Origin of the sequence: Massilia sp. Root133 (assembly GCF_001426525.1) — a bacterium.
Lineage (GTDB): Bacteria > Pseudomonadota > Gammaproteobacteria > Burkholderiales > Burkholderiaceae_D > Telluria > Telluria orientalis.
The window spans coordinates 425,647-451,137 of sequence record NZ_LMEW01000012.1; the positions used below are offsets into that span (position 1 = coordinate 425,647).

Consider the following 25,491-nt stretch of genomic DNA (forward strand, 5'->3'; position numbering starts at 1 on the left):
GTGACGATGGATGCCACCACGATGGTCCTGGCACTGGCACTCGGCAACCTGGCCTTGTGCGCCACCCTGTTTTTCTTCGAACAATCCGGTCATGCCGGCCGTCCGGCCGTGCCGACGTGGGGCTGGTCGCGCCTGTACCAGGGCGCCGGCTGGCTGCTGCTGGCCATCGGCGCGGCGGGCGTCGTGCCGGAAGGCCTCGCGCTGCCCATCGCCTACGTCCTCGTGTTCGCCGGCGTGGCCTGGGAATCCGGCGCCGCGTGGGAACGCGCCGGCCGCCTGCGCTGGCGCCGCGCCACGCTCCCCGCGCTGGGACTGGCCGTCGCCGCCTTCCTGCTGTGCTGGCTGATCGACCCGATCGGCCTGCGCGCCGTGGCCGCGTCGCTGGTCCTCGGCGGCTTTTATTTGTCGCTCGCGGCGGCGCTGGCGCGCGGCTGGGCGGCCGCATCGATGCTGCAGCGCTTCCTCGCGCTGGCGACGACCGCGCTGGCCGTCGTCGTCGGCGCGCGCGGCGCGCTCGTGCTGCTGGCGCCCGCGGGCTGGGGCTGGATGACGAGCGACATCCTGCGCCAGCTGCACTCGGGCGCCCTGTATCTGCTGGCCCTCGTCGGCGGCTTCGGCTGGCTGCTGCTGGGCCGCGAGCGCGAACAGGCCGAGCTGGCGCGCCTGGAAGTCAACGACCCGCTCACCGACGTGCCGAACCGGCGCGGCTTCTTCCAGGCCCTGGCCCCATGGATGGCGCTGGCGCGCCGTCCCGGCCAGCCGACCGCCCTCGTCGTGTTCGACCTCGACCAGTTTAAACGCATCAATGACGGCTACGGCCACCCGGCCGGCGACGTCGTGCTCGCGCACCTGATCAATACGTGCAAGCGCCAGTTGCGCGACAGCGACCTGCTGGGCCGCCTGGTAGGCGTGGAATTCGCGATCCTGCTGCCGCGCACGAACCTGGACGATGCGGCGATGGTCGCCGAGCGCATGCGCGCCGCGATCGAAGCGGAGCGCGTCAAGACCGAGCGGGCGATGATTTCATTGACGGCCAGCTTCGGCGTCACGACGATCCGCCCCGACGACAGCACCGTCACCTTGCTGGCCCGCGCCGACGAGGCGTTGCGGGTGGCCAAGAAGGCGGGGCGCAACCGGGTCGAAGTGGCGGCAGCCGTACTGGCGCCGGTGGAAGAAGAATGAACGCCCCCGCGCCGGGGCGCGTACGAACACCCGTGTCCGCCATGGCGCCTTGGGCGCGCATGGCTTATGATAATGTGATCAACGATGCTCCTGTCATCGATCCGTCATCCAGCCCCGCTATCGTGGCGCCGTTTTCGACTTCGGAGTCTGCATGAGCACCACACCTCCCATTCACGCCGCACTCGTCCTTGGCTCGGACAGTTTCCGCCTGCTCGTCGGCGTCGTCGAGGACGGCGCGCTGCGGCCCCTCGACAGTTTCCATGCGCCGCTGCGCCTGGCCGCCGCGCTGGACGCGCAGGGCTGCCTGAGCCCCGAGGCGATGGACAGCGCCTTCGACTGCCTGCGCACGATCCGCGCGCGCCTGTCCGACCATGCGCTGGCCGCCGTACGCGTGGTCGCCACGTCGACCCTGCGCATGGCCCGCAACAGCCACCTGTTCCTGCCGGCCGCGCAGCAGCTGCTCGGCCATCCGGTGCATGTGCTGACCGGCGAGCAGGAAGCCGTCCTGACCTATCTCGGCGTGGCCGACGGCGCGACGCACGACCCGGACACGCGCACGCTGGTGCTGGGCATCGGCGGCGGCTCGACGCAGCTCGCGCTGGGCACCGGACGCCACGTGCAGAAGGTGGCGTCGCTGGGCCTGGGCACGTCGCGCCTGGCCCTCACGTTCTTCAGCGGCGGACGCATCGACGCGGTGTCGTTCGCGGCCGCGATCGCATCCACCCGCGCCAAGCTGGGCGACGAGACGCCCGCGTTCGGCCCCGGCCGCCGCGACCGCGCGTGCGGCGCCTCCGGCACCATCCACACCCTGGCGCGGCTGCTGGCCGACAACGACCTGGCCGGTCCCATCACGCGCACCCGGCTCGAGTCGCTCGCGGCACGCGCGCTCGGCCAGGGCGGCGGCGGGGCAGCGCTGGCCGGCCTCGGTCACCTGCGCCTGCGCGACGTGACGGCCGCGCTGGCCATCCTGCTGGGGCTCATGGAAGAGCTGGAGATCGAGGAGCTGGAGGTGCCGAAGACCGGGCTGCGCGCCGGCGTGCTGGCCGAGTTGCGCCACGGCCGCGCCGCGCTGGCGGCTTGACGGTCCACGTAGGTTTTGTCGGCAAGGTCTGGCATACTGTTGTCTGTTTTTAATCATTATTGCCGCTGCCGCCCTACCCAAGCCATGCTGCGCTTCCTTCGCCACGGATCGATCGCCTGCTGTTTGCTCGCCGGCGCGCCGTCGTTCGCGGCGGGCACCGTGTCGCTGTGCTTCGAGCGCCAGGAAGTGCTGCCGTGGCGCACCCTGGACGGCGGCGGCCTGAATTTCGAACTGCTGGCCGAAGTGGCGCGGCGCCTCGGGCTCACGCTCGATTACCAGAGCATGCCGTGGAAGCGCTGTCTCGCGCAGGTCAAGGCGAACCAGGTCAACGGGGCCTTCGCCGTCAGCTTCAGCCGCGAGCGCCTGGCGCTCGGCGCCTATCCCGGCGTGAAAGGCGGCGATGGCGAGGCCGATCCGGCCCGGCGCATGCACGTCGACCGCTACGTCCTGGTGCGGCGCAAGGGCGGCAAGGTCGACTGGGACGGCAAGCGTTTCGCCAACGTGGACGGCCGCATCGGCTTCCAGCTCGGCTACTCCATCGGTGACTTCCTGCGTGCCCGGAACGTGACCGTGGACGAGGGCAGCCAGCAGGCCGACGAACTGGTGCAGAAGATGCTGGCCGGCCGCCTCGTGGCGGCGGCCCTCGGCGGCGGCGACGCGATGCGGCTGATGCGGTCGGCGTACGCCACGCAGATCGAAATGCTGCCCGTGCCGCTGATCGAAAAGCCGTACTACCTGCTGCTGTCGCACGCCTTCGTCGCGCAGCAGCCGGACCTCGCGGAACGCATCTGGAAGACGATCGAGGACGTGCGCACGAGCCCCGCCTACCGCCGCCGCGAGCGCGAGCTGACCGGCCATCCGGGAGGCGGTCATTAATCCGCTGGCGTCCACCGGTGCGCGCCGCCCGGGGGGACTCGTACGGGGCCTCGTCGACAGCTGGCGCCAGAACATCGTGTTCCGGCTCGGCGCCGGCATCGTGCTGGCGGTGGCGCTGTCGACGACGGTGTACACGACCTGGGTGATGCATTCGCTGCACCGCGAAGCGGGCGCGCGGCTGGGGGAACGGGTCGAACGCCAGGCCAACGTGGTGTCGCACGCGCTGGCGCGGCCGCTGTTCGACATCAACAGCGCGGCCGTGTCCTCGGTCGTCGATGCCTTGGGCGGCACGCCGGAAGTGATCATGCTGCGCGTGCTGGCGCCGAACGGCATGGTGCTCGCGTCGCTCGGCTCGGGCGCGGACGAGGAGGGCGCCGAACGGGTGCAGCAGAAGGTCGTCTACCACGACGGCAACCGCGAATACCTGGTCGGCTCGATCGACCTGGCGATCTCGCGCCGCCAGATCGACGCCGACCTGCGCCGCCAGATCATCCAGACCGTGCTGGGCAACCTGATCCTCACCCTGGCCATCACCCTGTGCGTGCTGCTGATCGGCCGCCGCATGACGCAGCCGTTCGCCGACATCCAGGAAGCGCTGGAAAAGCTGGCGCGCGGCGAGACCGACATCCACTTGTCCGGCATCGGCCGGCGCGACCAGATCGGCCGCCTGTCCTCGGCCGTGCGCAGCTTCCGCGACACGTTGAACCGGCTGCGCCGCGCCGAGCAGGTGACGAACGGCCTGCTGCGCGAAAAGAGCGTGATCGAACAGCAGCTGCGCGACCTGAACGAAGACCTCGAGCAGAAGATCGCTGCGCGCACGCGCGAGCTGCTGGATTCGATGCGCATGGCGCAGGGCAGCCAGGCCAAGCTGCAGGCCATCGTCGACACGGCGCTGGACGCCGTCGTGCGCATGGACCGCCAGGGCCGCATCGTCGGCTGGAACGCGCAGGCGGAAAAGATGTTCGGCTGGAAGGGCGAAGAAGTGCTGGGCCGCGACCTCTCGGATTGCATCGTGCCGGAGCGCCACCGCGCCGCGCACCGCAACGGCCTCGCGCGCTACGAGCGCAGCGGCGTGGGCGGGGTGCTGGACAGCCGCATCGAGACGTACGCCCTGCGCCGCGACGGCGTGGAGTTTCCGATCGAGCTGGCCATCACGCGCGTGCAGCTGGCCACGAGCGACGACTACGAATTCTGCTCGTTCATCCGCGACATCTCCGAGCGGCGCGAGCGCGAGCAGTCGCTCGTCGCGGCCAACGTGCGCGCGGAGGCGGCCAACGTCGCCAAGTCGGAATTCCTGGCCAACATGAGCCACGAGATCCGCACGCCGATGAGCGCGATCATCGGCATGGCCTATCTGGCCTTGCGCACCGAGCTCTCGCCCAAGCAGCAGGACTACGTCGGCAAGATCCACCGCGCCGCGCTGTCGCTGCTGGGGATCATCAACGACATCCTCGACTTTTCCAAGATCGAGGCGGGCAAGCTGGACGTCGAGCACATCCCGTTCTGCCTGGACGACGTGCTCGCGAACGTGGCCAGCGTGACGAGCCAGAAGGCGGCCGACAAGCACCTGGAATACCTGTTCCATGTGCCGCACGCGATCCCGCGCATGCTCGTGGGCGACCCGCTGCGCCTGGGCCAGGTCCTCATCAACCTCGTCAACAACGCGGTGAAATTCACGCCGGCGGGCGAGCTGGAACTGTCGTGCATGCGCCTCGACGATCCGGCCGCGGACCGCTTCCGCGACGGCTATGCCACCTTGCGATTCGCCGTGCGCGACACGGGCATCGGCATGAGCGAACAGCAGCAGGCGAAACTGTTCCGCGCGTTCAGCCAGGCCAACGGCAGCACGACGCGCGAGTACGGCGGGACGGGGCTGGGCCTGTCGATCTCGCAGCAGCTGGTCGGCCTGATGGGCGGGCGCATCGTCGTCGCGAGCAGCCCGGGCAAGGGCTCGACGTTCCACTTCGACCTCGACTTCCCGCTGTCCGGCGAGCCGGAACGCGTGGCCGTCGCGCCGCCGGAACTGGACGGCGCGCGCCTGCTGCTCGTCGACGATTCCGACGTCGCGCGCGAGATCATGAGCGAAGCGCTGCAGACGCTGCCGCTGCGCGTGGATCTCGCCGCCAGCGGCGCCGAGGCGGAAAGCGCGCTGCTCGCGGCCGACGCGGCGGGCGACCCTTACCGCGTCGTGCTGACGGACTGGCAGATGCCGGGCATGAACGGCATCGAACTGGCGCGCCGCATCGCCGGCAACCCGGCGCTGCGCCATCCGCCGTCGACCGTGCTCGTGACGGCGTTCGGCCGCGAGGAAGTGCAGAAAGAAGCGGAAGCGGCGGGCATCCGCGGTTTCCTGTGCAAGCCGATTGGCCAGTCGGCCCTCGTCGACACGCTCGTCGCCCTGTTCGCGCCGCCGCGCGCGCCGCATGCGCACAGCAGGAGGAATGGAAAATTCGGGGCGCCGGGCGATCACGCGGCGCGCGTGCTGCTCGTCGAGGACAACCAGGTCAACCAGGAGATCGCGCTGGAACTGCTGCAGGCGCAGAACATCGCGGTGGACGTCGCCGCCACCGGCAACGAGGCGCTGGACATGCTGTACGACGGCGGCCCGCAGGCCTACGACCTCGTGCTGATGGACCTCGAAATGCCGCAGCTGGACGGCCACGCGGCCACCGTCGAACTGCGCAAGGATGCGCGCTTCGACAAGCTGCCGATCGTCGCGATGACGGCGCATGCGCTGGCCGAGATCCGCGAGCGCTGCCTGCGCGAGGGCATGCAGGACTACATCACCAAGCCCGTCGAGCCGGAGAAGCTGTACACCACGCTGGCGCGCTGGATCGGCCAGGCCGTGCCGCCGCCGCTGTCGTCCGGCGGCGCCGTCGTGGCGGACGGTCCCACGCTGCCGGGCCTGTCGACCGTGTCCGGCATCGACTCCGCGTACGGCCTGCGCCACGTGGCCGGCAACGTCGCGCTGTACGTGCAGCTGCTGGACCGCTTCCGCGCCACCCAGCGCGACGCGGGCGCCCAGATCCGCGCCGACTACCAGGCGCGCCGCCTGCGCCAGGCGGCCGCGCGGGCGCATACGTTGCGCGGCGTGGCCGGCAACATCGGCGCGCGCGAGCTGCAGACCCTGGCGCAGTCGGTGGAAGAGGGCCTCGGACTGGCGGCGCCCGACCGCGGCCGCCTCGCGGCCGGCGTGCGCGCGCTGGAAGCGGCCGTCGATGCGACCATGGAGTCGCTCGACCGCTATTTTGCCCGCGCCGCCATCGCACCGCCGCCGCCCGCGCCGCCGGCGCCGCCGTCGGTCGCCACGGATGCGGACGATGCCGCGCTCGACGCCGTGGCCCAGCTCGACCAGCTGCTGGCCGAGTACTCGGGCGATGCCATTGACTACTTCGAGACGGTGCGCGCGCGCCTGGCCGGCGTGCTCGACGCCGAGCACATGGCGCGGCTGGAGCAGCACCTGTCCCGTTACGAATTCGAAGAGGCGCGCCAGCAGTTGCCCGCCGCAACCCGCCCCGATACCGCGGAAACCTGATGAACATTGTCACCACCGAAAAGACGAGCACGAGCAACAAGGACAAGCCGACGATCCTGATCGTCGACGACACGCCCGACAACATCATGCTGTTGTCGCGCCTGCTCAAGGACCGCTACAACACGAAGGTCGCCAACAACGGCAGCCTGGCGCTGCAGATCGCGCAGTCGACGCCCGGCCTGGACCTGATCCTGCTCGACGTGATGATGCCCGGCCTGGACGGCTACGAGACGTGCCGCCAGCTGAAAGCGAACCCCGTCACGGCCGACATCCCCGTGATCTTCCTGACCGCGAAGAACCAGGTCGAGGACGAGGCGATGGGCCTGTCGCTGGGCGCCGTGGACTACATCGCCAAGCCGATCAGCCCCCCGATCCTGTTCGCCCGCGTGGCCACGCAACTGACGCTGGCGGGCGCGCGCCGCCAGCTGCAGGCGCACAACGAGAACCTGGAAAAGCTCGTGCAGGACCGTACGGCGCAGCTGGCGCTGATGCAGGAAGCGATCATCATGGCCATGGGCACCCTGGCCGAGACGCGCGACAACGCGGCGGTGAGCCTCGGCGACCATCACATCCGCCGCACGCAGCACTACGTGCGCGCGCTCGCGCGGCACCTGCAGCACCATCCGCGCTTCGCGGCGGACCTCACCGACGAGAACATCGAGCTCCTGTACCGCTCCGTGCCGCTGCACGACATCGGCAAGGTCGGCATCCCCGACCGCATCCTGCTGAAACCCGGTGTGCTCGACCGCGAGGAATTCGAGGTCATGAAGCTGCACGCCGTGTACGGGCGCGACACCATCATGCTCGTCGAGAAGCACATCGGCGGGACCAACGGCTTCCTGATGTTCGCACGCGAGATCGCCCACTCGCACCAGGAGAAGTGGGACGGTTCCGGCTATCCGGACCGCCTGGCGGGCGAACAGATCCCGCTGTCGGCGCGCCTGATGGCCGTGGCCGACGTGTACGACGCGCTGATCTCGCGCCGCGTGTACAAACCCGCGTTCACGCACCAGCAGGCGCTGGACGTGATGCGCAAGGGGCGCGGCACGCATTTCGATCCGGACGTGCTGGATGCGTTCTGCGAGATCGAAGGGCAGTTCGCGGCGATCGCGGAGGAGTTCCGTGACGCGGAGCCGGACGCCTGATCTTCCGGAAAACGGCTAAATGATATATATTGTTTGGCTTGTTTGAAGATGGAGGTCCCATGGCGAGGACGACGGCGGCGAAAACGCCCGTAAAGACAGCTGCGAAGCCCGCGGCGAAGAAGGCGGTGGCGACGAAAGCCGCGCCGGCGAAGAAGGTGGCGGCGGTGAAGAAGGCGGCTGTTGCGCCGGCCAAGCCGGTGCGCGCGAAGGCCGCGCCCACGCCGGCGAAGGTGGCGCGCGAGGCCGCGCGCGCGATCGCGGCGCCGGTGAAAACCACGCGTGCCAAGGCCGCGCCTGCACCGGCCGTGCGGCCGCACCTCGTGCGCGACAGCTTCACCATGCCCGAGCAGGAATACGCCGTGCTCGCCACTGTCAAGCAGGCCTGCCTGAAGGCCGGCTTCGAAGTCAAGAAGAGCGAGCTGCTGCGCATGGGCGTGGCGCTGCTCGGCCAGCTGGACACGGCGTCGTTGCGCGCCGTGCTCGACAGCCTGCCCCAGCTCAAGACCGGCCGCCCGCCCGGCGAGTGAACCGCATTCAGTGATGGGTCGGCGGCGGCTCCGTGCGCGCTTCCGCCGTCAGCTCCTTCAGCTCGCGGATCGGGATATTCGACTTCTCGTGCATCCGCAGCAGGATCGTGGCGCCGACGTTCAGCTTGCGGTGCCGGATCTTGCTGATGATGGGTGGCTGTACCTCCAGGACGCGGCACAGTTCCGCGTCGTTCTTCAGCTGCATTCGTTGAATTAATGTGTCGAGCAATTTGTTCGGAACAAAACTCGACGGCTCCATGGCCCGGGCGCGCTGCATCGCCTCGAGCAACTCCTGTTTTTTCTGCCGTACGCTCATGAACTCCTCCGCATTGGGGTTATGTTCAAGACAGATCGACTGTTTTGGAGAGTTGCGGGGTCCGTCCGCCTCATGCCCTGCCCGAACGGAATCCAGCCCGACCGATTTATTGATGACTTATGCCTGGTGGGTTTGTTGGAATGCTACTACGGAGTTGACAACTATGACGCACTGTTCATGACTAAAACGCCATAAGATGCGTCTTTCTTGCAGGAACTTACGCTAATTTCAGTCCGGCGCGGGTCAAGACGAAGGTCCGGTCGGCCAGGGCGGCGGCCGCGTGGGAGTGGGTGACCATGATGGCGCCGGCGCCGCTGGCCTTGATCTCGGTGCGCAGCAGGTGCAGGATGCCGGCGGCCGTGTCGGGGTCGAGGTTGCCGGTGGGCTCGTCCGCCAGCAGCAGGGCGGGGCGGTGCACGAGCGCGCGCGCGATGGCCACCCGCTGCAGCTCGCCGCCGGACAACTGGCGCGGGAAATCGGCGCCGCGTCCTCCGAGGCCGACCGCGTCGAGCATCTGCGTGGCGCGGGCGGCGTCGGGGCGGCCATTGAGCAGCAACGGCAGCGCGACGTTCTGCAGCAGCGTCAGGTGCGGCAGCACGTGGAACGCCTGGAAGATAAAACCCATGCGCGTACGGCGCAGCCGGGTGGCGGCATCGTCGTCGAGCGCCGACATCGGCGTCCCATCGACGCGGACCTCGCCGCTATCGGGCGCGTCGAGTCCGGCAATCAGGTTCAGCAAGGTGGACTTGCCGACGCCCGACTCCCCCATGATCGCGACGAACTCGCCGGGTTCGAACCGGTGCGACAACGCCGCGAGCACGGCGCGGCCGCCATAGGATTTGCTGAGATTGACGAGTTCGAGCATGGAACGCCGATTGACAAAACCACTACTCTAGCACGCCCCCCAATTCGGGGTCAGAGCACATTTTTGGCCAATTGATCATTGGATAATGATCTGTCTGCCCAGGTCTGAAACGGCTTGGTCGGGACGGCCGGCGGCGCCGAAAAGCGGGATTTTGCGCCAGATCAAATCGTGCTCTGACCCCAAATTTGCCGAAAAATGTGCTCTGACCCCGAATTCTTGCAGGGTAAGGGCGTGCGTGCGGAATCGCGGAATCGCGTATCATGGCCGGAACGGCAACATTCCAGCCGGCCGCACGGTGCGGCCGCACCACCGAGGACACCCGATGCTGAACACCACATCGCCCGCAGTGCCCGTAGTAAACAACGATGGATTGCACATACCCGCCGAGCTGGCAGAAAGCCTGAGCGCGCGCCAGGCCTGGATCTCGCCCAAGTTCCTGTACGACCCCCTGGGGTCGAAGCTGTTCGAGGCGATCTGCGAATTGCCGGAGTACTACCCCACGCGGACGGAAGCCGGCATCTTCGACCTGCACGGCCCCGAGATCGCACGTACGGTCGGCACCGGTGCCACGTTGATCGACCTGGGCGCCGGCAATTGCGCCAAGGCGGCGAACCTGTTCCCGCTGCTGCAGCCGCGCCAGTACGTTCCCGTCGACATCTCGGCCGAATTCCTGCTCGATGCCGTCGAGCGCCTGCGCCAGCGCTTCCGCCACATCGAGATGCGCCCGCTCGGCATGGATTTCTCGGGCAGCCTCGAACTGCCCGACAGCGTGCGCGAGGAGCGCCGCCTGTTCTTTTATCCCGGCTCGTCGATCGGCAATTTCACGCCCGACGAGGCGCGCGATTTCCTGCAGCGCGTGCATGCGCAGTGCGGGCGCGACGGGGGGCTCCTCATAGGCATCGACCTCGCCAAGGAGCATGCCGTGCTGGACGCCGCCTACGACGATGCGCTGGGCGTGACGGCCGCGTTCAACCTCAACGTGCTGCGCCACGTGAACCGCCTGCTGGGCGCCGACTTCGACATCCGCCAGTGGCGCCACCGCGGCCTCTACAACCCGGCCCAGGGCCGCGTCGAGATGCACCTGGAAGCGCAGACCGTGCAGCAGGTGACGTGGCGCGGCGGCAGCCGCCGGTTCGCGGCGGGCGAGTGGATCCACACGGAGAACAGCTACAAATACCGCCAGAGCGACGCCGTCGGCCTGCTGGCCCAGGCGGGCTTCGCGGCCGCGCGCGTGTGGACGGACCCGAAACAGTGGTTCGCCGTGATCTACGCGCGCGCACTGTCGCATTGAAGGAGTCGCGATGGGAGCCTCCGAACACCGCCTGTCCACCGCGTTCGCACACGTCCGGCAGCGCACGCTGCACCTGGCCGAGCCGCTGACGGCCGAGGACTGCTGTGCCCAGTCGATGCCCGACGCAAGCCCGATCAAATGGCACCTGGCGCATACCACGTGGTTCTTCGAGACCTTCATCCTCGAGCCGCGCGAACCCGGCTTCCGGCCCCACGACGCGGCGTTCCGCGTGCTGTTCAACTCCTACTACAACGGCGTCGGCGCGAAGCATCCGCGCGCCCAGCGGGGCCTCCTGACGCGGCCGGCGCTGGCCGAGGTGCAGGCCTACCGGGCCGCCGTCGACGCCCGCCTGCTGCGCCTGCTGGCTTCCAGGCCGGACGACGCCGAACTCGCGGCCCTGGTCGAGCTGGGCCTGCAGCACGAGCAGCAGCACCAGGAACTGATCCTCACGGACGTCAAGCACCTGCTGTCGCGCAATCCGCTGTACCCGGCCTATATCGATTCGCCGCTGCCCGCATCGGGCCCGGTGGAACCGCTGGCCTGGATCGAGTTCGACGGCGGCCTCGCCGAGATCGGCCACGCCGGCGACGGCTTCGCCTTCGACAACGAAAGCCCGCGCCACCGCCAGTACCTGCAACCGTTCGCGCTCGCGTCGCGCCTCGTGACGAACGGCGAGTACCTCGAATTCGTCGAGGCGGGCGGGTACCGCGATCCGTCGCTGTGGCTGTCCGACGGCTGGGACCTCGTCGCGAACGGCACGCTGGACGCGCCGCTGTACTGGGTCGACGACGGCGACCGCCGGCGCGAGTTCACCTTGCACGGCCTGCAGGCGCTGGACCTGGCGCGGCCCGTCGCGCACGTGTCGCTGTACGAAGCCGACGCGTACGCGCGCTGGCGCGGCGCGCGCCTGCCGACCGAAGCGGAGTGGGAGTTCGCGGCGCGCGACGCCGCGCTGACCTGCGGCGACCTGCATCCGCGCGCGGCGGGCAGCAGCGGCCTCGCGCAGATGTTCGGCGAGTGCTGGCAGTGGACCGCGAGCAGCTACGCGCCTTACCCCGGCTTCGCCCCGGCCGCGGGTGCGATCGGCGAGTACAACGGCAAGTTCATGGTCAACCAGTATGTGCTGCGCGGCTCGTCTTGCGCGACGCCGCACGGGCATGCGCGCGCCAGCTACCGCAACTTTTTCCCGGCCGGCGCACGCTGGCAGTTCAGCGGGATCAGGCTGGCGCGATGAAGCCGGCGCGCGGCCTGCGCCTGCGTGTGCTGAACCGGCGCGCCAATGCGTGGATCGTCGCGCACCCGCTCGACTTCACCCTGCAGTGCGTGCGCGCCTTCCGCGCCAACCAGGGCCTGCTGCTGGCCGGCGCCGTCGCCTATTACGCGCTGCTGTCGATCGTGCCGTTCCTGATGCTGGTCGTCGTCGTGCTGTCGCACTTCATCGACCAGGTCAACCTGCTGCTCACCCTGCGCCGCTACCTGGAACTGCTCGTGCCGGGGCAGTCCGGCTCGATCGTGGCGGAGGTGGCGCACTTCCTGGACACGCGCGACCTGATCACGTGGGTGCTTGGCTTCACGATGCTGTTCTTCAGCTCCCTCGCGTTCACCGTGCTGGAGAACGCGATGAGCGTGATCTTCGTGCATCGCGTGGCCGTACGCCGCCGCCACTTCCTCGTGTCGGCCGTGCTCCCATACTGCTACATCCTCGCGCTGGGCTTTGGCGTGATGATCGTGACGCTCGTCGCCGGCACGCTGCAGGTGATCGGTTCGGAGAGCGTCGAACTGTTCGGCCGCACGTGGTCGCTGCACGGCGTGTCCGGCGCGCTGCTGTACCTGCTGGGACTCGTGGGCGAGATCCTCGTGCTGACGTCGATCTACCTCGTGATGCCGGTGGGGCGGCTGTCGCTGTCGCATGCGCTCATCGGCGGCGTGACGGCCGCGCTGCTGTGGGAAGTCGCGCGCCATGTGCTCGTGTGGTACTTCACGACGCTGTCGAAGGTGAACCTCGTGTACGGCTCGATGAGCACCGCGATCGTCGTCATGTTCAGCCTCGAGATCGCGGCCAGCCTGCTGCTGTTCGGCGCCCAGGTCATCGCGGAATACGAGCGCGTGGGGCAGAAGGGGCAAGGAGAAGATCCGCAGCCGATGCGGACGGCGCCCTGATGGCCAATATCGTCTTTTGCTGGGAACTCGGCGCGGCGCTCGGCCACGCCGGCCGCCTGAAAGCGCTCGCACGACCGCTCATCGCGCGCGGGCACGCCGTATCGTTCGTGTTGCGCGACCTCGTGCACACGCGCCGCCTGCTGGCCGACATGCGCCTCCCCGTCTACCAGGCGCCCCTGTGGCTGCACCGCGTGGAAGGGCTGCCGCCCGGCGAGGCGAGTCTCGCCGACATCCTGCTCGCCTGCGGCTGGCTCGATGCGGACGCGATGACGGGGCTCGTCGGCGGCTGGCGCCATTTATTCAGCGCGCTCCAGGCTGACGTCGTCGTGGGCGATTACGCACCGGGCGCACTGCTGGCCGCGCGCAGCCTCGGCATCGCGAGCAGCGCCGTCGGCGCGGGCTTCCAGATTCCGCCCGCCGGACCGCTGCCGCCGCTGCGCGACTGGGAAGCGGTCCCGCAGGCGCGCATGGCGGCGACCGAAGCACGCGTGCTGGCGACCGCCAATGCCGTGCTGGCCCGCCATGGCGCGCCGGCGTACGCGCGCGCGGCCGACCTGTTGCGGGGCGATGCGCCGCTGCTGTGCACGTGGCCGGAACTCGATCCGTGGGGCCGCGCGGAGACGGATGCGCGCTGGTTCGGCCCCACGATCGGCGGCACCGGCGCAGGAGTGCCCGCTTGGCCGGAAGGCGCTGGGCCGCGCGTGTTCGCCTACCTGCGCGGGCCACACCCGGAGCATGGGGCGATGCTGGAAGCGCTGGCGCGCGCCGGCTGCCGCACGCTGTGCTACCTGCCCGACGTGGCGGCGGGCGCCGCGCCGCCGTACGCGCATCCGCTGATCGCGTGGGCCGAGGGGCCGGTGGCATTGGACCATGCCTTGCGCCAGTCGGCCTTCGCAATCTGCCATGCAGGCGAATCGACCGTGTCGCAGGCGCTGCTGGCCGGCGTGCCCTTGCTGCTGCTGCCGCGCACGGCCGAGTCGTTCCTGACGGCGCGCCGCGTGCGCCGGCTGGGTGCCGGGATCAACGTGAACGAGATGGCGCGCCCGCTCGACTGGAATGCCGTCGTGGGCCGGATGCTGGCGGGGAGCGGCTTGCGCGTGGCGGCGCAGGCATTTGCGCGGCGCCACGCGGCGTTCGATGCGGACCGTCAGGCGGAGACGGTCGCCGGGGTGCTGGAAGGACTGGTCAGGCGGCCTGCTGCGGCGCCTGTTCCGCGCTGAGCGCCAGCTGGCGGTTCACGGCCGACAACACGGCCTTGAACGACGCGGTCACGATATTGCTGTCGATGGCGGCGCCGAACAGCGTGGGGCCGTTCGCGAGGCGCAGCTCGACGTAGCAGGCGGCGCGCGCATCGGCGCCCGAGCCGATCGAGTGCTCGTGGTAGTCCATCAAACGGATGTCCAGGCCGAGCGCGTTGACGAAGGCGTCGATCGGGCCGTTGCCGGTGCCCTGGTGCGGCTCCGTCACGCGGTTGTGCTGGACGGTCGTGTCGATCTGCACGCGCTCCTCGCCCTCGCTGTTCTCGACCAGGCGGTGCGAGACGTAGCGGTAGGCCGCGTTTTCCTGGTTGAAGTACTCACGGTCGAACAGGGCGTGGATGTCGGCGGCGGCCACTTCGCCGCCGGTGGCGTCGGCATGCTTCTGCACGACGCGCGAGAATTCGATCTGCAGGCGGCGCGGCAGTTCGAGGCCGTATTCCTGCTCGAGCAGGTAGGCCATGCCGCCCTTGCCGGACTGGCTGTTCACGCGGATCACGGCGTCGTAGCTGCGGCCCAGGTCGGCCGGGTCGATCGGCAGGTACGGCACCTCCCAGATCGCGTCCGCCTGCTGCTTCGCGAAGCCCTTCTTGATCGCGTCCTGGTGCGAGCCGGAGAACGCGGTGAACACGAGGTCGCCGACGTACGGATGGCGCGGGTGCACGGGGATCTGGTTGCATTCCTCGACCAGCTGGCGGACGGCATCGATGTCCGAGAAGTCCAGGCCCGGGTGCACGCCTTGCGTGTACAGGTTCAGCGCGAGGGTGACCAGGTCGACGTTGCCGGTGCGCTCGCCGTTGCCGAACAAACAGCCTTCGACGCGGTCGGCGCCGGCCATCACGGCCAGCTCGGCGGCGGCGACGGCGGTGCCGCGGTCGTTGTGCGGGTGCACGCTGATCACGAGGTTCTCGCGCTGCTTCAGGTTACGGCACATCCATTCGATCTGGTCGGCGTAGACGTTCGGCGTCGCCGCTTCCACGGTCGACGGCAGGTTGACGATCACCTTGTTGTCCGCGCTCGGCTGCCACACGTCGACGACGGCGTCGACGATGCGCTTGGAGAAATCCAGTTCCGTCGTCGAGAACGACTCCGGCGAGTATTCGAGGCCCCATTTCGTGTCCGGATGCTGGGCGACCAGTTCCTTGATCAGCTTCGTGCCGTTGACGGCGATCTGCACGATCTCGTCCTGGTTCATGCCGAACACGACGCGGCGGAACACCGGCGCGACCGAGTTGTAGACGTGGACGATGGCCTGCCTGGCGCCCACGCACGATTCGACGGTGCGGCGGATCAGTTCTTCACGAGCCTGCGTCAGCACGATGATGGTGACGTCGTCCGGAATGCGCTTTTCCTCGACCAGCATGCGCACGAAGTCGAAGTCCGTCTGCGACGCGGACGGGAAGCCCACCTCGATTTCCTTCACGCCGATCTGCACGAGCTTTTCGAAGAAGCGCAGTTTCTTTTCCGGGCTCATCGGCTCGATGAGTGCCTGGTTGCCGTCGCGCAGGTCGGTGCTCATCCAGACCGGCGGCTTGTCGATGATGCGGTTCGGCCACTGGCGGTCGGCCAACGGGACGGCGGGGAAGGGGCGGTATTTGGCGGAAGGGTTGGTCAACATGGCGGTGCTCCTGATTATCAAATGCTGGTGAAGGTGTCGTTTCGATCGTGGTGGCGGGAGGCTGCCGGACGGGCCACGGACGCTAGGCCCGGCAACCGATCGGTAGTTTTAGCGAGCGAAACACCACACGTGCGCCGGCAGACAGCAGGAAAGCTCCGGCGGAAATAACAGACAGCGTGGATGTGGTCGTGGCAAACATCGGTACAACTTTCCTTGGGCTACGAATCCGGCAAGCTTGGCCGGGCGGGACAGCGGCGATTTACGCGCGTAGTAGCAGGGCTGCCGGCGTTAGCGCGCGGGCAAGCGATAGGGAAGTCGACAGAGGCAGAGGGGAGAACATTTCTCCACTCTAAGTGAATTTTGTTTGGCGTGTCAAGCGTTTCGTGTGTTGTCGTTTGGTCACCACGGTTTTTGCGAACAATCAACTTCTCTGGATGAGCCGAGTGTCACAGTACGCGCTTCATGTCGCCAGGAGGACACCATGCCCGTACTGAAAGGTCTCGACACGACGATGGAACTGACGCGCCACGCCCAGGCGCTGCAGGAACAGGGCTACGCGTTCGCGCTGCGCTACTACAGCCACAACGCGGCCAAGAATTTGTCGCTGGGCGAGGCGCGGGCGCTGTCGCAGGCGGGACTCGCGCTCGGCGTCGTGTGGGAAACGAGCGGCACCCGCGCCGGCTTTTTTACGCGCGCGCAGGGCCTGGCGGACGGCGCGGCGGCCTTCCAGATGGCCCGTGACGTGGTCAAGCAACCGTTCGGCTCCGCGATCTATTTCGCAGTCGACTACGATCCGACGCAGGCCGATCTCGACGGCGCCGTCAGCAATTATTTTACCGGCGTGCACGCGGCGCTGTACGTGGCGGCGGAAGGCAAACCGTCGTACCGCGTGGGCGTGTACGGCTCGGGCCTGTGCTGCGGCACGCTGGTCGAGCGGGGCCAGGCGGCCCTGTCCTGGCTGTCGCAGTCGACCGCCTTCGCGGGCTCGCGCCTGTACGCGGAACAGAAGCGCTACGACATCATCCAGCTGCTGCCCGTGCGCATTCCCGGCGCGGACGGGGCCGTGCTCGACATCGATCCGGACGCGACGCATCCGGACCGCGACGGCGGCCTGTTTACGGTTTGACCGGGCGTTCAGCCGACGACGACTTTCGGCGCGCCGGCCGCCATCGACCCGATGACGGCCGCGTCGCCGAAGCCTTCGCGGCGGAACAGCGCCACCACCTCGTCGACGCTGCCCGGATCGCAGGCGACGAGCAGGCCGCCCGACGTCTGCGGGTCCGTCAGCAGCACGCGCTGCGTGTCCGTGATCGCGGCGCCCAGTTCGACGTCGTGGCCGTACGCATCCCAGTTGCGGCTTGACGCGCCCGTGAAAAAGCCGGCATGGGCCAGCGCCTCGACACCCGGCAGCAGCGGGATGTTCGCCATGTCGAGCTGCGCCGTCAGCCGCGCGCCGCGCGCCAGCTCGAGCAGGTGGCCCAGCAGGCCGAAGCCGGTGACGTCCGTCAGCGCGTGCACGCCCGCCAGTTCCGACAACGCCTTGCCCGGCTTGTTCAGCTTCGTCGTGTTCGCGACCATCGCGGCATAGCCGTCCGCATCCAGTTGATCCTTCTTCAGCGCGGCCGACAGCACGCCCACGCCCAGCGGCTTGCCGAGGACGAGCACGTCGCCCGCGCGCGCATCCGCGTTGCGCTTCACCTTCGACGGGTGCACGAGACCCATCACGACGAGGCCGTAGATGGGTTCCACGGAGTCGATCGTGTGACCGCCCGCGATGGGGATGCCCGCTTCCGCGCAGATCGATTCGCCGCCCTGGATGATCTTGCCGATCGTCTCCAGCGGCAGCTTGTTGATCGGCATGCCGACGAGGGCCAGCGCCATGATCGGCGTGCCGCCCATCGCATACACGTCCGAGATCGCGTTGGTGGCGGCGATGCGGCCGAAGTCGAACGGGTCGTCGACGATGGGCATGAAGAAGTCGGTCGTGGCGATCAGCGCCTGCTCGTCGTTCAGCTTGTAGACGGCCGCGTCGTCGGCCGTCTCGATGCCGACCATGAGCTCTTTCGGCACGGGGAAGCCGCTCGACTTTTTCAGGATCTCGGACAGCACGCCCGGCGCGATCTTGCAGCCGCAGCCGCCGCCGTGGGAGAACGAGGTCAGTTTGATGGGTTGGTCGGCGGATGTGTTCATACGGTGCCTTCGTGTGCTTGCGTTGATTGAAGAAGAAGATTATCCACCAAGTCGAGCAGGCGTGCTCGCTCGACGGCGGGGGCGAACAGGGCCGCGCGCGCCGCGCACTGGCGGCGCAGGCGCTCGGCGAAACGCGGGTCGGTCGCGCTGCGTTCGATCAAACGGGCCAGCGCCTGCGCATCGCCCGGTGCGAACAGGCCCGCGTAGTCGTCGCCCAGCATGCCGACGTTGCCGGAGATGTTCGATGCCAGCACCGGCACGCCGCTCGTCACCGCTTCGATGATGACGTTCGCGCCGCCCTCCATGCGCGATGCGATGACCATCGCGTGGCAGCGGCGCAGCCGGCGCCGCGTCGCCATGTGGGGCAGGGCGCCGAGCCAGCGGTAGGTGGACGTCGCGTCCTGCGTTTCCTGCGCGCGGCGGCCGAGGTCCGCGTCGAGCGCGGCGCCGATGTGCACGAGGCGTACGCCCGGCGTGCCGACGAGGCGGGCCGCATCCATGAACGTCTGCGGATCCTTCTCGATGCGCAGGTGGCCGATCATCGCGACGTCGCGCGGCATGCGCGGCCGGGCGGGACGCAGGCGCGGCGCCGACTGGTAGATCACGTGCGTCTTCGCGCGGACGGCTTCCGGCAGCTCGTCCAGCCCGCGCGGCTGCAGCACGACGAGCGCGTGCGCGCGGGCGAGCGAGCCTTGCGCGCCGGCGTCGTCGTGGATGTCGCGGTAGAGGTCAGTGCCCGTCAGGACGAGCAGCGCAGGCCGGTCCGGATGCGCATCGCTGAACGCGGTCAGTGCGGCCGCGGAGCGGCGCGCGTGCAGCGCGATCAACAGGTCCGGTACGCCATCTCCCGGTTGCCAGCCGGGGCCGATCGTGACGCGGTAGTCGCGCGCGAGGTGGCGCCGCCAGCGGCTTGCGGTCTGCCAGTTGCCATTGTTTTCGCGGGCGGATGCGGGGCTGACGATGTGGATGTGCGCTCGTGCCATCGGTAGGAATCGGAGTCGGAATTGGTCGTACAATGATGCATGACCGTCAATCAAGCATCGTTCCGCCACGCGGGACCCAGGGAACTGGCCGTCGCATTGCAGGATGCGCGGCATTATACGCTCGCGCTGTTCGAGGCCCTCGCGGCCGCCGGCTACGACGACGCGGCCCGCGTGCCGCGCCTGCCCATCGTGAATCCGCCGTTGTGGGAACTGGGTCATACGGCCTGGTTCGCCGAATGGTTCGTGCTGCGCGGCGCACTGGACAGCCGGCCGGGCGCCGCCAGCGGCCACTCGCTGCTGGCGCGCGGCGACGACTGGTTCGATTCCGGCACCGTCCCGCACGCCGCGCGCTGGACGCTCGACCTGCCGCCGCCGGGTGCGGTGAAAACCTATTGCCACGAGGTGCTCGACCGCATCCTCGACCGTCTCGCGCACGAGGCCGACGACGACCTCGCGCTGTATCCGTATCGTCTGGCACTGGCGCATGAGGACATGCACGGCGAAGCCTTCCTGTACTCCCTGCAGACGCTGCAGTCGCGCGGCGCGCCGGCGCCGGCGCCGGCGGGGGCGCTGGCGCCACGCGCGCAGTCGACGGCCGCGGGCAGCGCGGGCGACATCGCGTTCCCCGGCGGGTCGTTCATGCGCGGCGGCGACCAGTCGAGGGGCTTCGTGTTCGACAACGAGCGAAACGCCGCGCTCGTCAAGGTCGCCCCGTTCGCCATCGACGCGGGACTCGTCAGCACGGCCGCCTACCTCGACTTCGTGCACGACGGCGGCTACGAGCGTTCGCAGTACTGGACGGAGGCCGGCCGCGCGTGGCTGATGACGCAGGAGCGCTCGGCGCCGCGCTACTGGGCGCGCGAGGGCGAGGATTGGTACACGGTGCGCTTCGGCCGGCCGGTCGCGCTCGACCTCGCGGAACCCGTGCGCCACGTGAACCTGTACGAGGCGCAGGCCTGGTGCGCGTGGGCGGGCCGCCGGCTGCCGACGGAAGACGAGTGGGAATACGCGGCGGGATCGAACCAGCCGGGCTTTGCGTGGGGGCAGTTGTGGGAATGGACGGCGTCCCCCTTCCTGCCGTTCGCGGGCTTCGAGGCGGACCGCTACCGCGATTATTCGGCGCCGTGGTTCGGCACGCGCCAGACCTTGCGCGGCGCGTCGTTCGCGACGCCGGCGCGCTTGCGCTCGCCGCATTTCCGCAATTTCTTCACGCCGGAGCGGGACGACATCTTCGCCGGATTCCGCAGCTGCGCCTTATGAAACAAATAAGCAAAACCCCCGGCACCTTGCGATGCCGGGGGTTTCTTTATGCCTGCTGAAGCTTAGCGGTCGCCGAACGTACGACGAGCCGAGTCGGCCGAGCGCGGATGCGCGCCGAAGGCCGGGCGTTCGCGGCGCGGGGCGCTTTCGCTACGGAAGCCGCCTTCGCGACGCTGGCCCTGGTAGCCGCCTTCGCTACGCGGTGCGCTTTCAGTGCGGTAGCCACCTTCGCGGCGCTGGCCCTGATAGCCGCCTTCCGTGCGCGGTGCGCCTTCGCTGCGGTAACCGCCTTCGCGACGCGGTGCGTCGCCACGGTAGCCTTCACCGGCCGGCTTGTGGAAGCTGCGCTGGCCCGGTTTGCCGTTGCGGCCATCGCCCGGTTTCCAGCCCGGACGCGCGCCCGAACGGGGTGCTGCCGAACGCTTCGGCTCGAAGCCTTCCACCACGTCGACCGGAATGGTCTGCTTGGTGAAGCGCTCGATGCGGCGCACGTTCATGCTTTCCGCGTGGTTCACGAGCGAGACTGCCGTACCGTTGCGGCCGGCGCGGCCCGTGCGGCCGATGCGGTGCACATAGTCTTCCGGGAACTTCGGCAGGTCGTAGTTGACCACGTGGGTGATCGACGGCACGTCGATGCCGCGCGCGGCGACGTCGGTTGCCACGAGCACGCGCACCTGGCCGCGACGCATGCTGTCCAGCGTGCGGTTGCGGGCGCCCTGGTGCATGTCGCCATGCAGTGCGGCGGCCGCGAAGCCGGCGATGTTCAGGCGGTCGGCGATCATGTCGGCGTCACGCTTGGTCGCCGTGAACACGACGGCCTGGTCCATGGTTTCATCGCGCAGCAGGTGGTCGAGCAGGCGGTTCTTGTGCGACAGGTCGTCGACGAAGTGCACCTTCTGCGTGATGTTCTCGTGGCGGTTGGCCGCGCTCATGATCTGGATCACCTGCGGGTTCTTGGTGATGCGGCGCGCCATGTTGCCGACGACGCCATCCAGCGTGGCCGAGAACAGCATGGTCTGGCGCGTTTCCGGCGTCGCGGCGACGATCTTCTCGATGTCGTCGATGAAGCCCATGTCCAGCATGCGGTCCGCTTCGTCCAGCACGAGGATCTCGAGCTGCGAGAAGTCGATCTTGCCCGACTCCATGTGGTCGATCAGACGGCCCGGGGTCGCGACGAGGATTTCCGGATTCTTGGCCAGCAGTTGCATCTGCTTCGGATACGGCATGCCGCCCAGGATCGACACGGCGCGGATGCGGCGCATGTGTGCGGTGTACTGTTCGGTCGCGGTGGTCACCTGCAGGGCCAGTTCGCGGGTCGGAGTCAGGACCAGCATTTTCGGCTGGGCTGCCTTGAAACGGACGCGCTCGCCACGAGCACGTGCTGCCTGCGCTTCCTGCGCAGGGGTACGGCCGGCCGCGGCCGGTTCGGCGTCGGCGAATTTGTGCAGGGAGGGCAGCATGAATGCCGCCGTCTTGCCGGAACCGGTTTGCGACGAGACCAGCAGGTCGCGGCCCGCGATCGCTGCCGGCACCGCCTGCTCCTGCACCGGGGTCGGCTTTTCATAGCCGGCCTGGAAGACTGCCTTGACGATGGACGCGTGTAAGCCTAGTGCTTCAAAACTCATTGTTTAACTTTACTTTCGGTATGGATCAGTGAGCGTCCACGCTATTCGGAGCGGAACGCGAAATAGCAACGCGAGCCAACGATACGAAATGACTCTGAAACGAAAGAAATTTCGGCACAAAAGCTTTGCGCCGGGACGGTGCCAGTTTCGGCACACAGGGCGGGAGGGCTTTATGGAGAGGCACCCTTCGTGGATGCCTGGGCTTGCGTAGCTGCTAGTGGTACTGCTGTCGGCGAACTGCCATGTTTATTGCAGCGCACAACCAACACTATACCGCACTTTTGAATAGCGTGCACGGCACGCGTCCAGATGTGCGCGTATTGACGGGTCGTGGGCCCGTCGCGTGGTCGAAACGATACGAAATCAGCGGCGCTTGCGGCCGTTGGCGTTGACGGCCGGCTTGGAGCCGCGCGACACGCGGCTCTTGATCTCGGCCACGGCATGCGCGGCGCTGGCCTTGAAGCGCTGGGCGCCGGACAGCTTGCGGCCGTTGCGGCGCGATTCGCCGCGGTCGGCTTCCAGCACCATCGACGCGTTCTCGACGATGCTTTCGGCGATGTCGTTGCCCGCGGTAGCACTGGTCTTCGGCACGAGGATGGTCGAGCCGGCCTTCAGGCGCATCTGCGGCGGGATATTGTTGGCCTGGCGGATGACTTCCGGGGTCGTGCCCAGTTTCGCGGCCAGCGAGGCGATGCTTTCGCGGGCCGAGGTGATCTTGTGCGTGGTCCAGGTGGACAGCGCGCGGCCCCATTGCGCGAGGTTCAGGTTGAACTTCTCGGCGTTTTCCTTCGGCAGCAGGATCTTGGTCGATTCGCCCGTGATCACGGGCTTCTTGAATTGCGGGTTCAGGGCCTTGAATTCGTCGACAGACATCTCCGCCAGCTGGGCGGCCACGGCCAGGTCGATGTCGGACGTCTTGTCGACGGCGACGAAATACGGCGTGTTGTCGATCGTCGGCAGCGCGACGCCGTACTGGGCCGGATTGGCGATGATGTTCTTGACGGCCTGCAGCTTCGGCACGTAGTTGCGGGTTTCCGCTGGCATCAGCTCGGCCAGGCTCTCGAAGTCGGTCGGTTTGCCCAGCGCGCGGTTTTTCTGGATCGCCTTCTGCACATTGCCTTCGCCCCAGTTATAGGCGGCGAGTGCCAGCTGCCAGTCGCCGAACATCGTGTACAGGCGCTGCAGGTAGGTGAGGGCGGCGTCGGTCGAGGCGAGTACGCCGCGGCGCTCGTCCTTGAACATGTTCTGCTGCAGGTTGAAGTCGCGTCCCGTGCCCGGCACGAACTGCCAGATGCCGGCCGCGTCGGCGTTCGACAGGGCCTGCGGGTTGAACGCGGATTCGATCACGGGCAGCAGGGCCAGTTCCGTCGGCATGCCGCGCTTTTCCAGCTCCTGCACGACGTGGTACAGGTACAGCGACGCGCGGCCCGAGGTGCGCGTCAGGTAGTCCGGACGGCTCGCGTACCACTGCACGTGCTTGGCGACGAGGGCGTTGTCGATGTCGGGAATGGCGTAGCCGCTGCGGATGCGGGCCCACAGGTCGGGGTCCTTGTAGTCGTCGGACTTGGACGGGGTCGGGGATTGCGGCAGGATCGCCTTGGCCATGGCGGCCGCGCTGCTGCTGCTCTGGGCGATCGGGCTCGGGGCGCTGTCGGCGGCGTGGCTGATCGCGGAGACGGACAGGAGCGCGATGGCCAGGGCGTAAGTGGAGCGAGTCGTTTCGTTCATAGCTTTCCAGTGTTGCGTCCAGGAACGGCAGGACTGACGAGTGAAGTCGGAGTGTACGGACCAGTTACCGAGTCAGTCAAGAAATATGTCGGCGCAGTTACAAAAAATCTTGTCTATTCTTTTTGCTAACGAGGACACCCGTTAAGACGATATATGAGGGGGTATGGTTCCAGCGAGCTTGTCTTTGACTGACGAAAATCAAGCGCTTTGGTAGATACCCATGGGTGTATATGAAATTTCGACGGAGAAAATCGGTGCTTTCACGAGCCCGGCATTGTCAAATTTGTACCTGGACTTCATGGACTGCCGGGTAATACCAGCCTGTCTTTCAAGTTAGTCCGGCTTGTCGGATGTTCCATGAGAGGACGCAAAAAGCGTACAATTGCCGTCTCTGCACCAAGCAGTTTTGTATTTTTGGAAAGCATCGAATGAGCACTACCAACGAGAACGTGGACGATGACGCCATCATCGCCGCCACCCGGCGCTGGGTCGACCGCGCCGTGATCGGCCTGAACCTTTGTCCGTTCGCGAAGGCGGTGCAAGTGAAGGACCAGGTGCGCTATGTCGTCTCCCACGCGCGCGCGCCGGAATCCCTGCTGGACACGCTGATGGACGAGCTGCAGCTGCTGGCCGACACGGACCCGGAGCAGGTCGACACGACCCTGCTGATCCACCCGTACGTGCTGCAGGATTTCCTGGACTTCAATGAATTCCTCGATGTGGCCGACGCCGCCGTCGAAGACATGAGCCTGGACGGCGAGCTGCAGATCGCCAGCTTCCACCCTGACTACCAGTTCGCGGACACGGACCCGAACGACATCGAGAACTTTACGAACCGTTCGCCTTACCCGGTGCTGCAGCTCTTGCGCGAAGACAGCATCGACCGTGCCGTGGAAGCGATCCCCGATGCGGCCGAGATCTTCGAGAAGAATATCGAGACCATGGAACAGCTCGGCCACGAAGGCTGGGACAAGCTCGATGTCGGCCCGGCCCGTTGACGCGCAGCAGGGAACGCCCCTGCCGGTGAGGCCGGACACGCCCTGTGTCGCAGTCTGCTCGACCACCTTCGACGACATCTGCCGCGGCTGCGGCCGGACCGTCGTCGAGGTGGCGCACTGGGTCTCGATGACGGCCGAGCAGAAGGAAGTGGTGTGGCAGCGCATCCTGGCGCAGGGCTACCCGCGCCGCAATACCTGATCAGAACGTCCCGACGAAATCCCGCTTGCCGATCTCCAGCCCGTTATGGCGCAGGATGTCGTACGCCGTCGCGGCGTGGAAATAGAAGTTCGGCAGCGCGTAGTGCAACAAATAAACCTGGCCCTTGAACTGGCGCTGGTTGGCGCCCGTGCCGATCGTCACGTCGCGGTCGCCGCCGGCATCCACCGCCTCGCGCGCCACCGTGTCCAGGAAGGCCAGCGTCTTTTCAAGGCGTGCCTGCAGGCCCGCGAAATCCGTCTCCACATCGTCGTACCGCGGCACGTCGGCGCCCGCGAGGCGCGCGGCCGCGCCCTTGGCGAAATCCGTCGCCAGCTGCACCTGGCGCACGAGCGGGAACATGTCCGGGAACAGGCGCGCCTGCAGCAGCGCGTTCGGATCCAGCTTCTTCGCGTCCGCGTGCGCCTCGGCCTTCGTCAGGATGGCGGACAGGCTGCCCAGGATCTGGCGGAACACGGGGACCGAAGCCGTGTACAGGGAAAGTGTCATGGATGCCTCCTCAATATATAAAGACCCCGATGATAGCAAGCCTGCATCATTGCCGCTTGGCGCCCGCAAATAACACTTTTGGCATGTAAAACTTCAACTATTCGTATCCTCCTAGGAGTCGATTAAAAAAATTCTACAGGGAACAGCGC

22 protein-coding genes are annotated in these 25,491 nt (G+C 67.7%); 14 read left to right on the forward strand and 8 right to left on the reverse strand.

Annotation, left to right across the window (positions count from 1 at the left end):
- Nucleotides 1-6 precede the first annotated feature (6 nt).
- From ASD28_RS12625 to ASD28_RS12650, 6 genes are all read left to right on the forward strand, one after another.
- On the forward strand, nt 7-1,182 hold the full coding sequence (locus ASD28_RS12625; protein WP_056128444.1) for a GGDEF domain-containing protein: 1,176 nt from the start codon (nt 7-9) through the stop codon (nt 1,180-1,182).
- Nucleotides 1,183-1,333: 151 nt separating this feature from the next.
- A complete protein-coding gene (locus ASD28_RS12630; protein ID WP_056127835.1) occupies nt 1,334-2,263 on the forward strand; it encodes a hypothetical protein in 930 nt (309 codons plus the stop codon).
- A gap of 84 nt (nt 2,264-2,347) precedes the next feature.
- On the forward strand, nt 2,348-3,139 hold the full coding sequence (locus ASD28_RS12635) for an ABC transporter substrate-binding protein (RefSeq protein WP_056127838.1): 792 nt from the start codon (nt 2,348-2,350) through the stop codon (nt 3,137-3,139).
- A gap of 76 nt (nt 3,140-3,215) precedes the next feature.
- Nucleotides 3,216-6,674, forward strand: coding sequence for a response regulator (locus ASD28_RS12640; RefSeq protein ID WP_056127843.1), 3,459 nt, complete (start codon nt 3,216-3,218; stop codon nt 6,672-6,674).
- Nucleotides 6,674-7,819 (forward strand): two-component system response regulator, encoded by a 1,146-nt coding sequence (locus tag ASD28_RS12645; RefSeq protein WP_056127845.1) that lies wholly within the window; start codon nt 6,674-6,676, stop codon nt 7,817-7,819. Before ASD28_RS12640 ends, ASD28_RS12645 begins: the two co-directional genes overlap by 1 nt.
- 59 nt (nt 7,820-7,878) lie before the next feature.
- A complete protein-coding gene (locus ASD28_RS12650) occupies nt 7,879-8,346 on the forward strand; it encodes a hypothetical protein (RefSeq protein ID WP_056127848.1) in 468 nt (155 codons plus the stop codon).
- A gap of 7 nt (nt 8,347-8,353) precedes the next feature.
- Here the strand turns inward: ASD28_RS12650 and ASD28_RS12655 are convergent, their stop codons facing one another.
- Both ASD28_RS12655 and ASD28_RS12660 read right to left on the reverse strand, forming a co-directional pair.
- Nucleotides 8,354-8,662, reverse strand: a complete 309-nt coding sequence (locus ASD28_RS12655; RefSeq protein WP_056127852.1) for a hypothetical protein — start codon at nt 8,660-8,662, stop codon at nt 8,354-8,356.
- A 217-nt stretch (nt 8,663-8,879) separates the two neighbouring features.
- On the reverse strand, nt 8,880-9,527 hold the full coding sequence (locus ASD28_RS12660) for an ABC transporter ATP-binding protein (protein WP_056127855.1): 648 nt from the start codon (nt 9,525-9,527) through the stop codon (nt 8,880-8,882).
- 322 nt (nt 9,528-9,849) lie between these two features.
- On the opposite strand from ASD28_RS12660, the gene egtD reads away from it, so the two are divergent.
- The 4 genes from egtD to ASD28_RS12680 are packed head-to-tail and all read left to right on the forward strand — an operon-like array spanning nt 9,850 to nt 14,198.
- Nucleotides 9,850-10,818, forward strand: a complete 969-nt coding sequence (egtD, locus tag ASD28_RS12665; RefSeq protein ID WP_082577724.1) for an L-histidine N(alpha)-methyltransferase — start codon at nt 9,850-9,852, stop codon at nt 10,816-10,818.
- Between the two features lie 10 nt (nt 10,819-10,828).
- A complete protein-coding gene (egtB, locus tag ASD28_RS12670) occupies nt 10,829-12,052 on the forward strand; it encodes an ergothioneine biosynthesis protein EgtB (RefSeq protein ID WP_056127858.1) in 1,224 nt (407 codons plus the stop codon).
- Nucleotides 12,049-12,978, forward strand: a complete 930-nt coding sequence (locus tag ASD28_RS12675; protein ID WP_056127860.1) for a YihY/virulence factor BrkB family protein — start codon at nt 12,049-12,051, stop codon at nt 12,976-12,978. The genes egtB and ASD28_RS12675 overlap by 4 nt, the downstream gene beginning before the upstream one ends.
- Nucleotides 12,978-14,198, forward strand: a complete 1,221-nt coding sequence (locus ASD28_RS12680; protein WP_056127862.1) for a nucleotide disphospho-sugar-binding domain-containing protein — start codon at nt 12,978-12,980, stop codon at nt 14,196-14,198. Before ASD28_RS12675 ends, ASD28_RS12680 begins: the two co-directional genes overlap by 1 nt.
- On the opposite strand, the gene leuA is transcribed toward ASD28_RS12680, so the two are convergent.
- A complete protein-coding gene (gene leuA, locus ASD28_RS12685; RefSeq protein WP_056127864.1) occupies nt 14,164-15,852 on the reverse strand; it encodes a 2-isopropylmalate synthase in 1,689 nt (562 codons plus the stop codon). The genes ASD28_RS12680 and leuA overlap by 35 nt on opposite strands.
- Before the next feature lie 481 nt (nt 15,853-16,333).
- Here leuA and ASD28_RS12690 point away from each other — a divergent pair, with 481 nt between their 5' ends.
- Complete coding sequence (locus ASD28_RS12690) at nt 16,334-16,978, forward strand: DUF1906 domain-containing protein (RefSeq protein ID WP_056127866.1); 645 nt, start codon at nt 16,334-16,336, stop codon at nt 16,976-16,978.
- Between the two features lie 8 nt (nt 16,979-16,986).
- On the opposite strand, the gene selD is transcribed toward ASD28_RS12690, so the two are convergent.
- Nucleotides 16,987-18,042: a selenide, water dikinase SelD gene (gene selD / locus ASD28_RS12695; RefSeq protein ID WP_056127869.1), complete on the reverse strand. Its 1,056-nt coding sequence runs from the start codon at nt 18,040-18,042 to the stop codon at nt 16,987-16,989.
- Entirely contained in the window at nt 18,039-19,025 is a 987-nt protein-coding gene (gene senB / locus ASD28_RS12700) for a selenoneine biosynthesis selenosugar synthase SenB (RefSeq protein WP_056127872.1), read from the reverse strand. Before senB ends, selD begins: the two co-directional genes overlap by 4 nt.
- A gap of 39 nt (nt 19,026-19,064) precedes the next feature.
- On the opposite strand from senB, the gene senA reads away from it, so the two are divergent.
- Nucleotides 19,065-20,285, forward strand: a complete 1,221-nt coding sequence (senA, locus tag ASD28_RS12705; RefSeq protein WP_200949097.1) for a selenoneine synthase SenA — start codon at nt 19,065-19,067, stop codon at nt 20,283-20,285.
- A gap of 62 nt (nt 20,286-20,347) precedes the next feature.
- On the opposite strand, the gene ASD28_RS12710 is transcribed toward senA, so the two are convergent.
- Together ASD28_RS12710 and ASD28_RS12715 are read right to left on the reverse strand one after the other, a co-directional pair.
- Nucleotides 20,348-21,910 (reverse strand): DEAD/DEAH box helicase, encoded by a 1,563-nt coding sequence (locus ASD28_RS12710; RefSeq protein ID WP_056127874.1) that lies wholly within the window; start codon nt 21,908-21,910, stop codon nt 20,348-20,350.
- A 363-nt stretch (nt 21,911-22,273) separates the two neighbouring features.
- Nucleotides 22,274-23,638: a transglycosylase SLT domain-containing protein gene (locus ASD28_RS12715; protein ID WP_056127877.1), complete on the reverse strand. Its 1,365-nt coding sequence runs from the start codon at nt 23,636-23,638 to the stop codon at nt 22,274-22,276.
- Nucleotides 23,639-24,066: 428 nt separating this feature from the next.
- Here ASD28_RS12715 and ASD28_RS12720 point away from each other — a divergent pair, with 428 nt between their 5' ends.
- Together ASD28_RS12720 and ASD28_RS12725 are read left to right on the forward strand one after the other, a co-directional pair.
- Nucleotides 24,067-24,636 (forward strand): DUF1415 domain-containing protein, encoded by a 570-nt coding sequence (locus ASD28_RS12720; protein WP_056127882.1) that lies wholly within the window; start codon nt 24,067-24,069, stop codon nt 24,634-24,636.
- The gene (locus ASD28_RS12725; RefSeq protein ID WP_056127884.1) at nt 24,617-24,835 is read left to right on the forward strand and encodes a DUF1289 domain-containing protein; all 219 of its coding nucleotides are present in this window, start codon (nt 24,617-24,619) and stop codon (nt 24,833-24,835) included. Before ASD28_RS12720 ends, ASD28_RS12725 begins: the two co-directional genes overlap by 20 nt.
- Here ASD28_RS12725 and ASD28_RS12730 read toward each other — a convergent pair whose 3' ends face one another.
- On the reverse strand, nt 24,836-25,342 hold the full coding sequence (locus tag ASD28_RS12730) for a DUF1993 family protein (protein WP_056127887.1): 507 nt from the start codon (nt 25,340-25,342) through the stop codon (nt 24,836-24,838).
- Between the last annotated feature and the right edge of the window lie 149 nt (nt 25,343-25,491).

Excerpts from the sequence above, each read along its gene's own strand:
- ASD28_RS12625 (WP_056128444.1), top strand. The coding sequence starts at position 7 with ATGGATGCCACCACGATGGTCCTGGCACTGGCACTCGGCAACCTGGCC.
- ASD28_RS12630 (WP_056127835.1), top strand. The coding sequence starts at position 1,334 with ATGAGCACCACACCTCCCATTCACGCCGCACTCGTCCTTGGCTCGGAC.
- ASD28_RS12635 (WP_056127838.1), top strand. The coding sequence starts at position 2,348 with ATGCTGCGCTTCCTTCGCCACGGATCGATCGCCTGCTGTTTGCTCGCC.
- ASD28_RS12645 (WP_056127845.1), top strand. The coding sequence starts at position 6,674 with ATGAACATTGTCACCACCGAAAAGACGAGCACGAGCAACAAGGACAAG.
- ASD28_RS12650 (WP_056127848.1), top strand. The coding sequence starts at position 7,879 with ATGGCGAGGACGACGGCGGCGAAAACGCCCGTAAAGACAGCTGCGAAG.
- ASD28_RS12655 (WP_056127852.1), bottom strand. The coding sequence starts at position 8,662 with ATGAGCGTACGGCAGAAAAAACAGGAGTTGCTCGAGGCGATGCAGCGC.
- ASD28_RS12660 (WP_056127855.1), bottom strand. The coding sequence starts at position 9,527 with ATGCTCGAACTCGTCAATCTCAGCAAATCCTATGGCGGCCGCGCCGTG.
- egtD (WP_082577724.1), top strand. The coding sequence starts at position 9,850 with ATGCTGAACACCACATCGCCCGCAGTGCCCGTAGTAAACAACGATGGA.
- egtB (WP_056127858.1), top strand. The coding sequence starts at position 10,829 with ATGGGAGCCTCCGAACACCGCCTGTCCACCGCGTTCGCACACGTCCGG.
- ASD28_RS12675 (WP_056127860.1), top strand. The coding sequence starts at position 12,049 with ATGAAGCCGGCGCGCGGCCTGCGCCTGCGTGTGCTGAACCGGCGCGCC.
- ASD28_RS12680 (WP_056127862.1), top strand. The coding sequence starts at position 12,978 with ATGGCCAATATCGTCTTTTGCTGGGAACTCGGCGCGGCGCTCGGCCAC.
- leuA (WP_056127864.1), bottom strand. The coding sequence starts at position 15,852 with ATGTTGACCAACCCTTCCGCCAAATACCGCCCCTTCCCCGCCGTCCCG.
- ASD28_RS12690 (WP_056127866.1), top strand. The coding sequence starts at position 16,334 with ATGCCCGTACTGAAAGGTCTCGACACGACGATGGAACTGACGCGCCAC.
- selD (WP_056127869.1), bottom strand. The coding sequence starts at position 18,042 with ATGAACACATCCGCCGACCAACCCATCAAACTGACCTCGTTCTCCCAC.
- senB (WP_056127872.1), bottom strand. The coding sequence starts at position 19,025 with ATGGCACGAGCGCACATCCACATCGTCAGCCCCGCATCCGCCCGCGAA.
- senA (WP_200949097.1), top strand. The coding sequence starts at position 19,065 with ATGACCGTCAATCAAGCATCGTTCCGCCACGCGGGACCCAGGGAACTG.
- ASD28_RS12710 (WP_056127874.1), bottom strand. The coding sequence starts at position 21,910 with ATGAGTTTTGAAGCACTAGGCTTACACGCGTCCATCGTCAAGGCAGTC.
- ASD28_RS12715 (WP_056127877.1), bottom strand. The coding sequence starts at position 23,638 with ATGAACGAAACGACTCGCTCCACTTACGCCCTGGCCATCGCGCTCCTG.
- ASD28_RS12720 (WP_056127882.1), top strand. The coding sequence starts at position 24,067 with ATGAGCACTACCAACGAGAACGTGGACGATGACGCCATCATCGCCGCC.
- ASD28_RS12725 (WP_056127884.1), top strand. The coding sequence starts at position 24,617 with ATGTCGGCCCGGCCCGTTGACGCGCAGCAGGGAACGCCCCTGCCGGTG.
- ASD28_RS12730 (WP_056127887.1), bottom strand. The coding sequence starts at position 25,342 with ATGACACTTTCCCTGTACACGGCTTCGGTCCCCGTGTTCCGCCAGATC.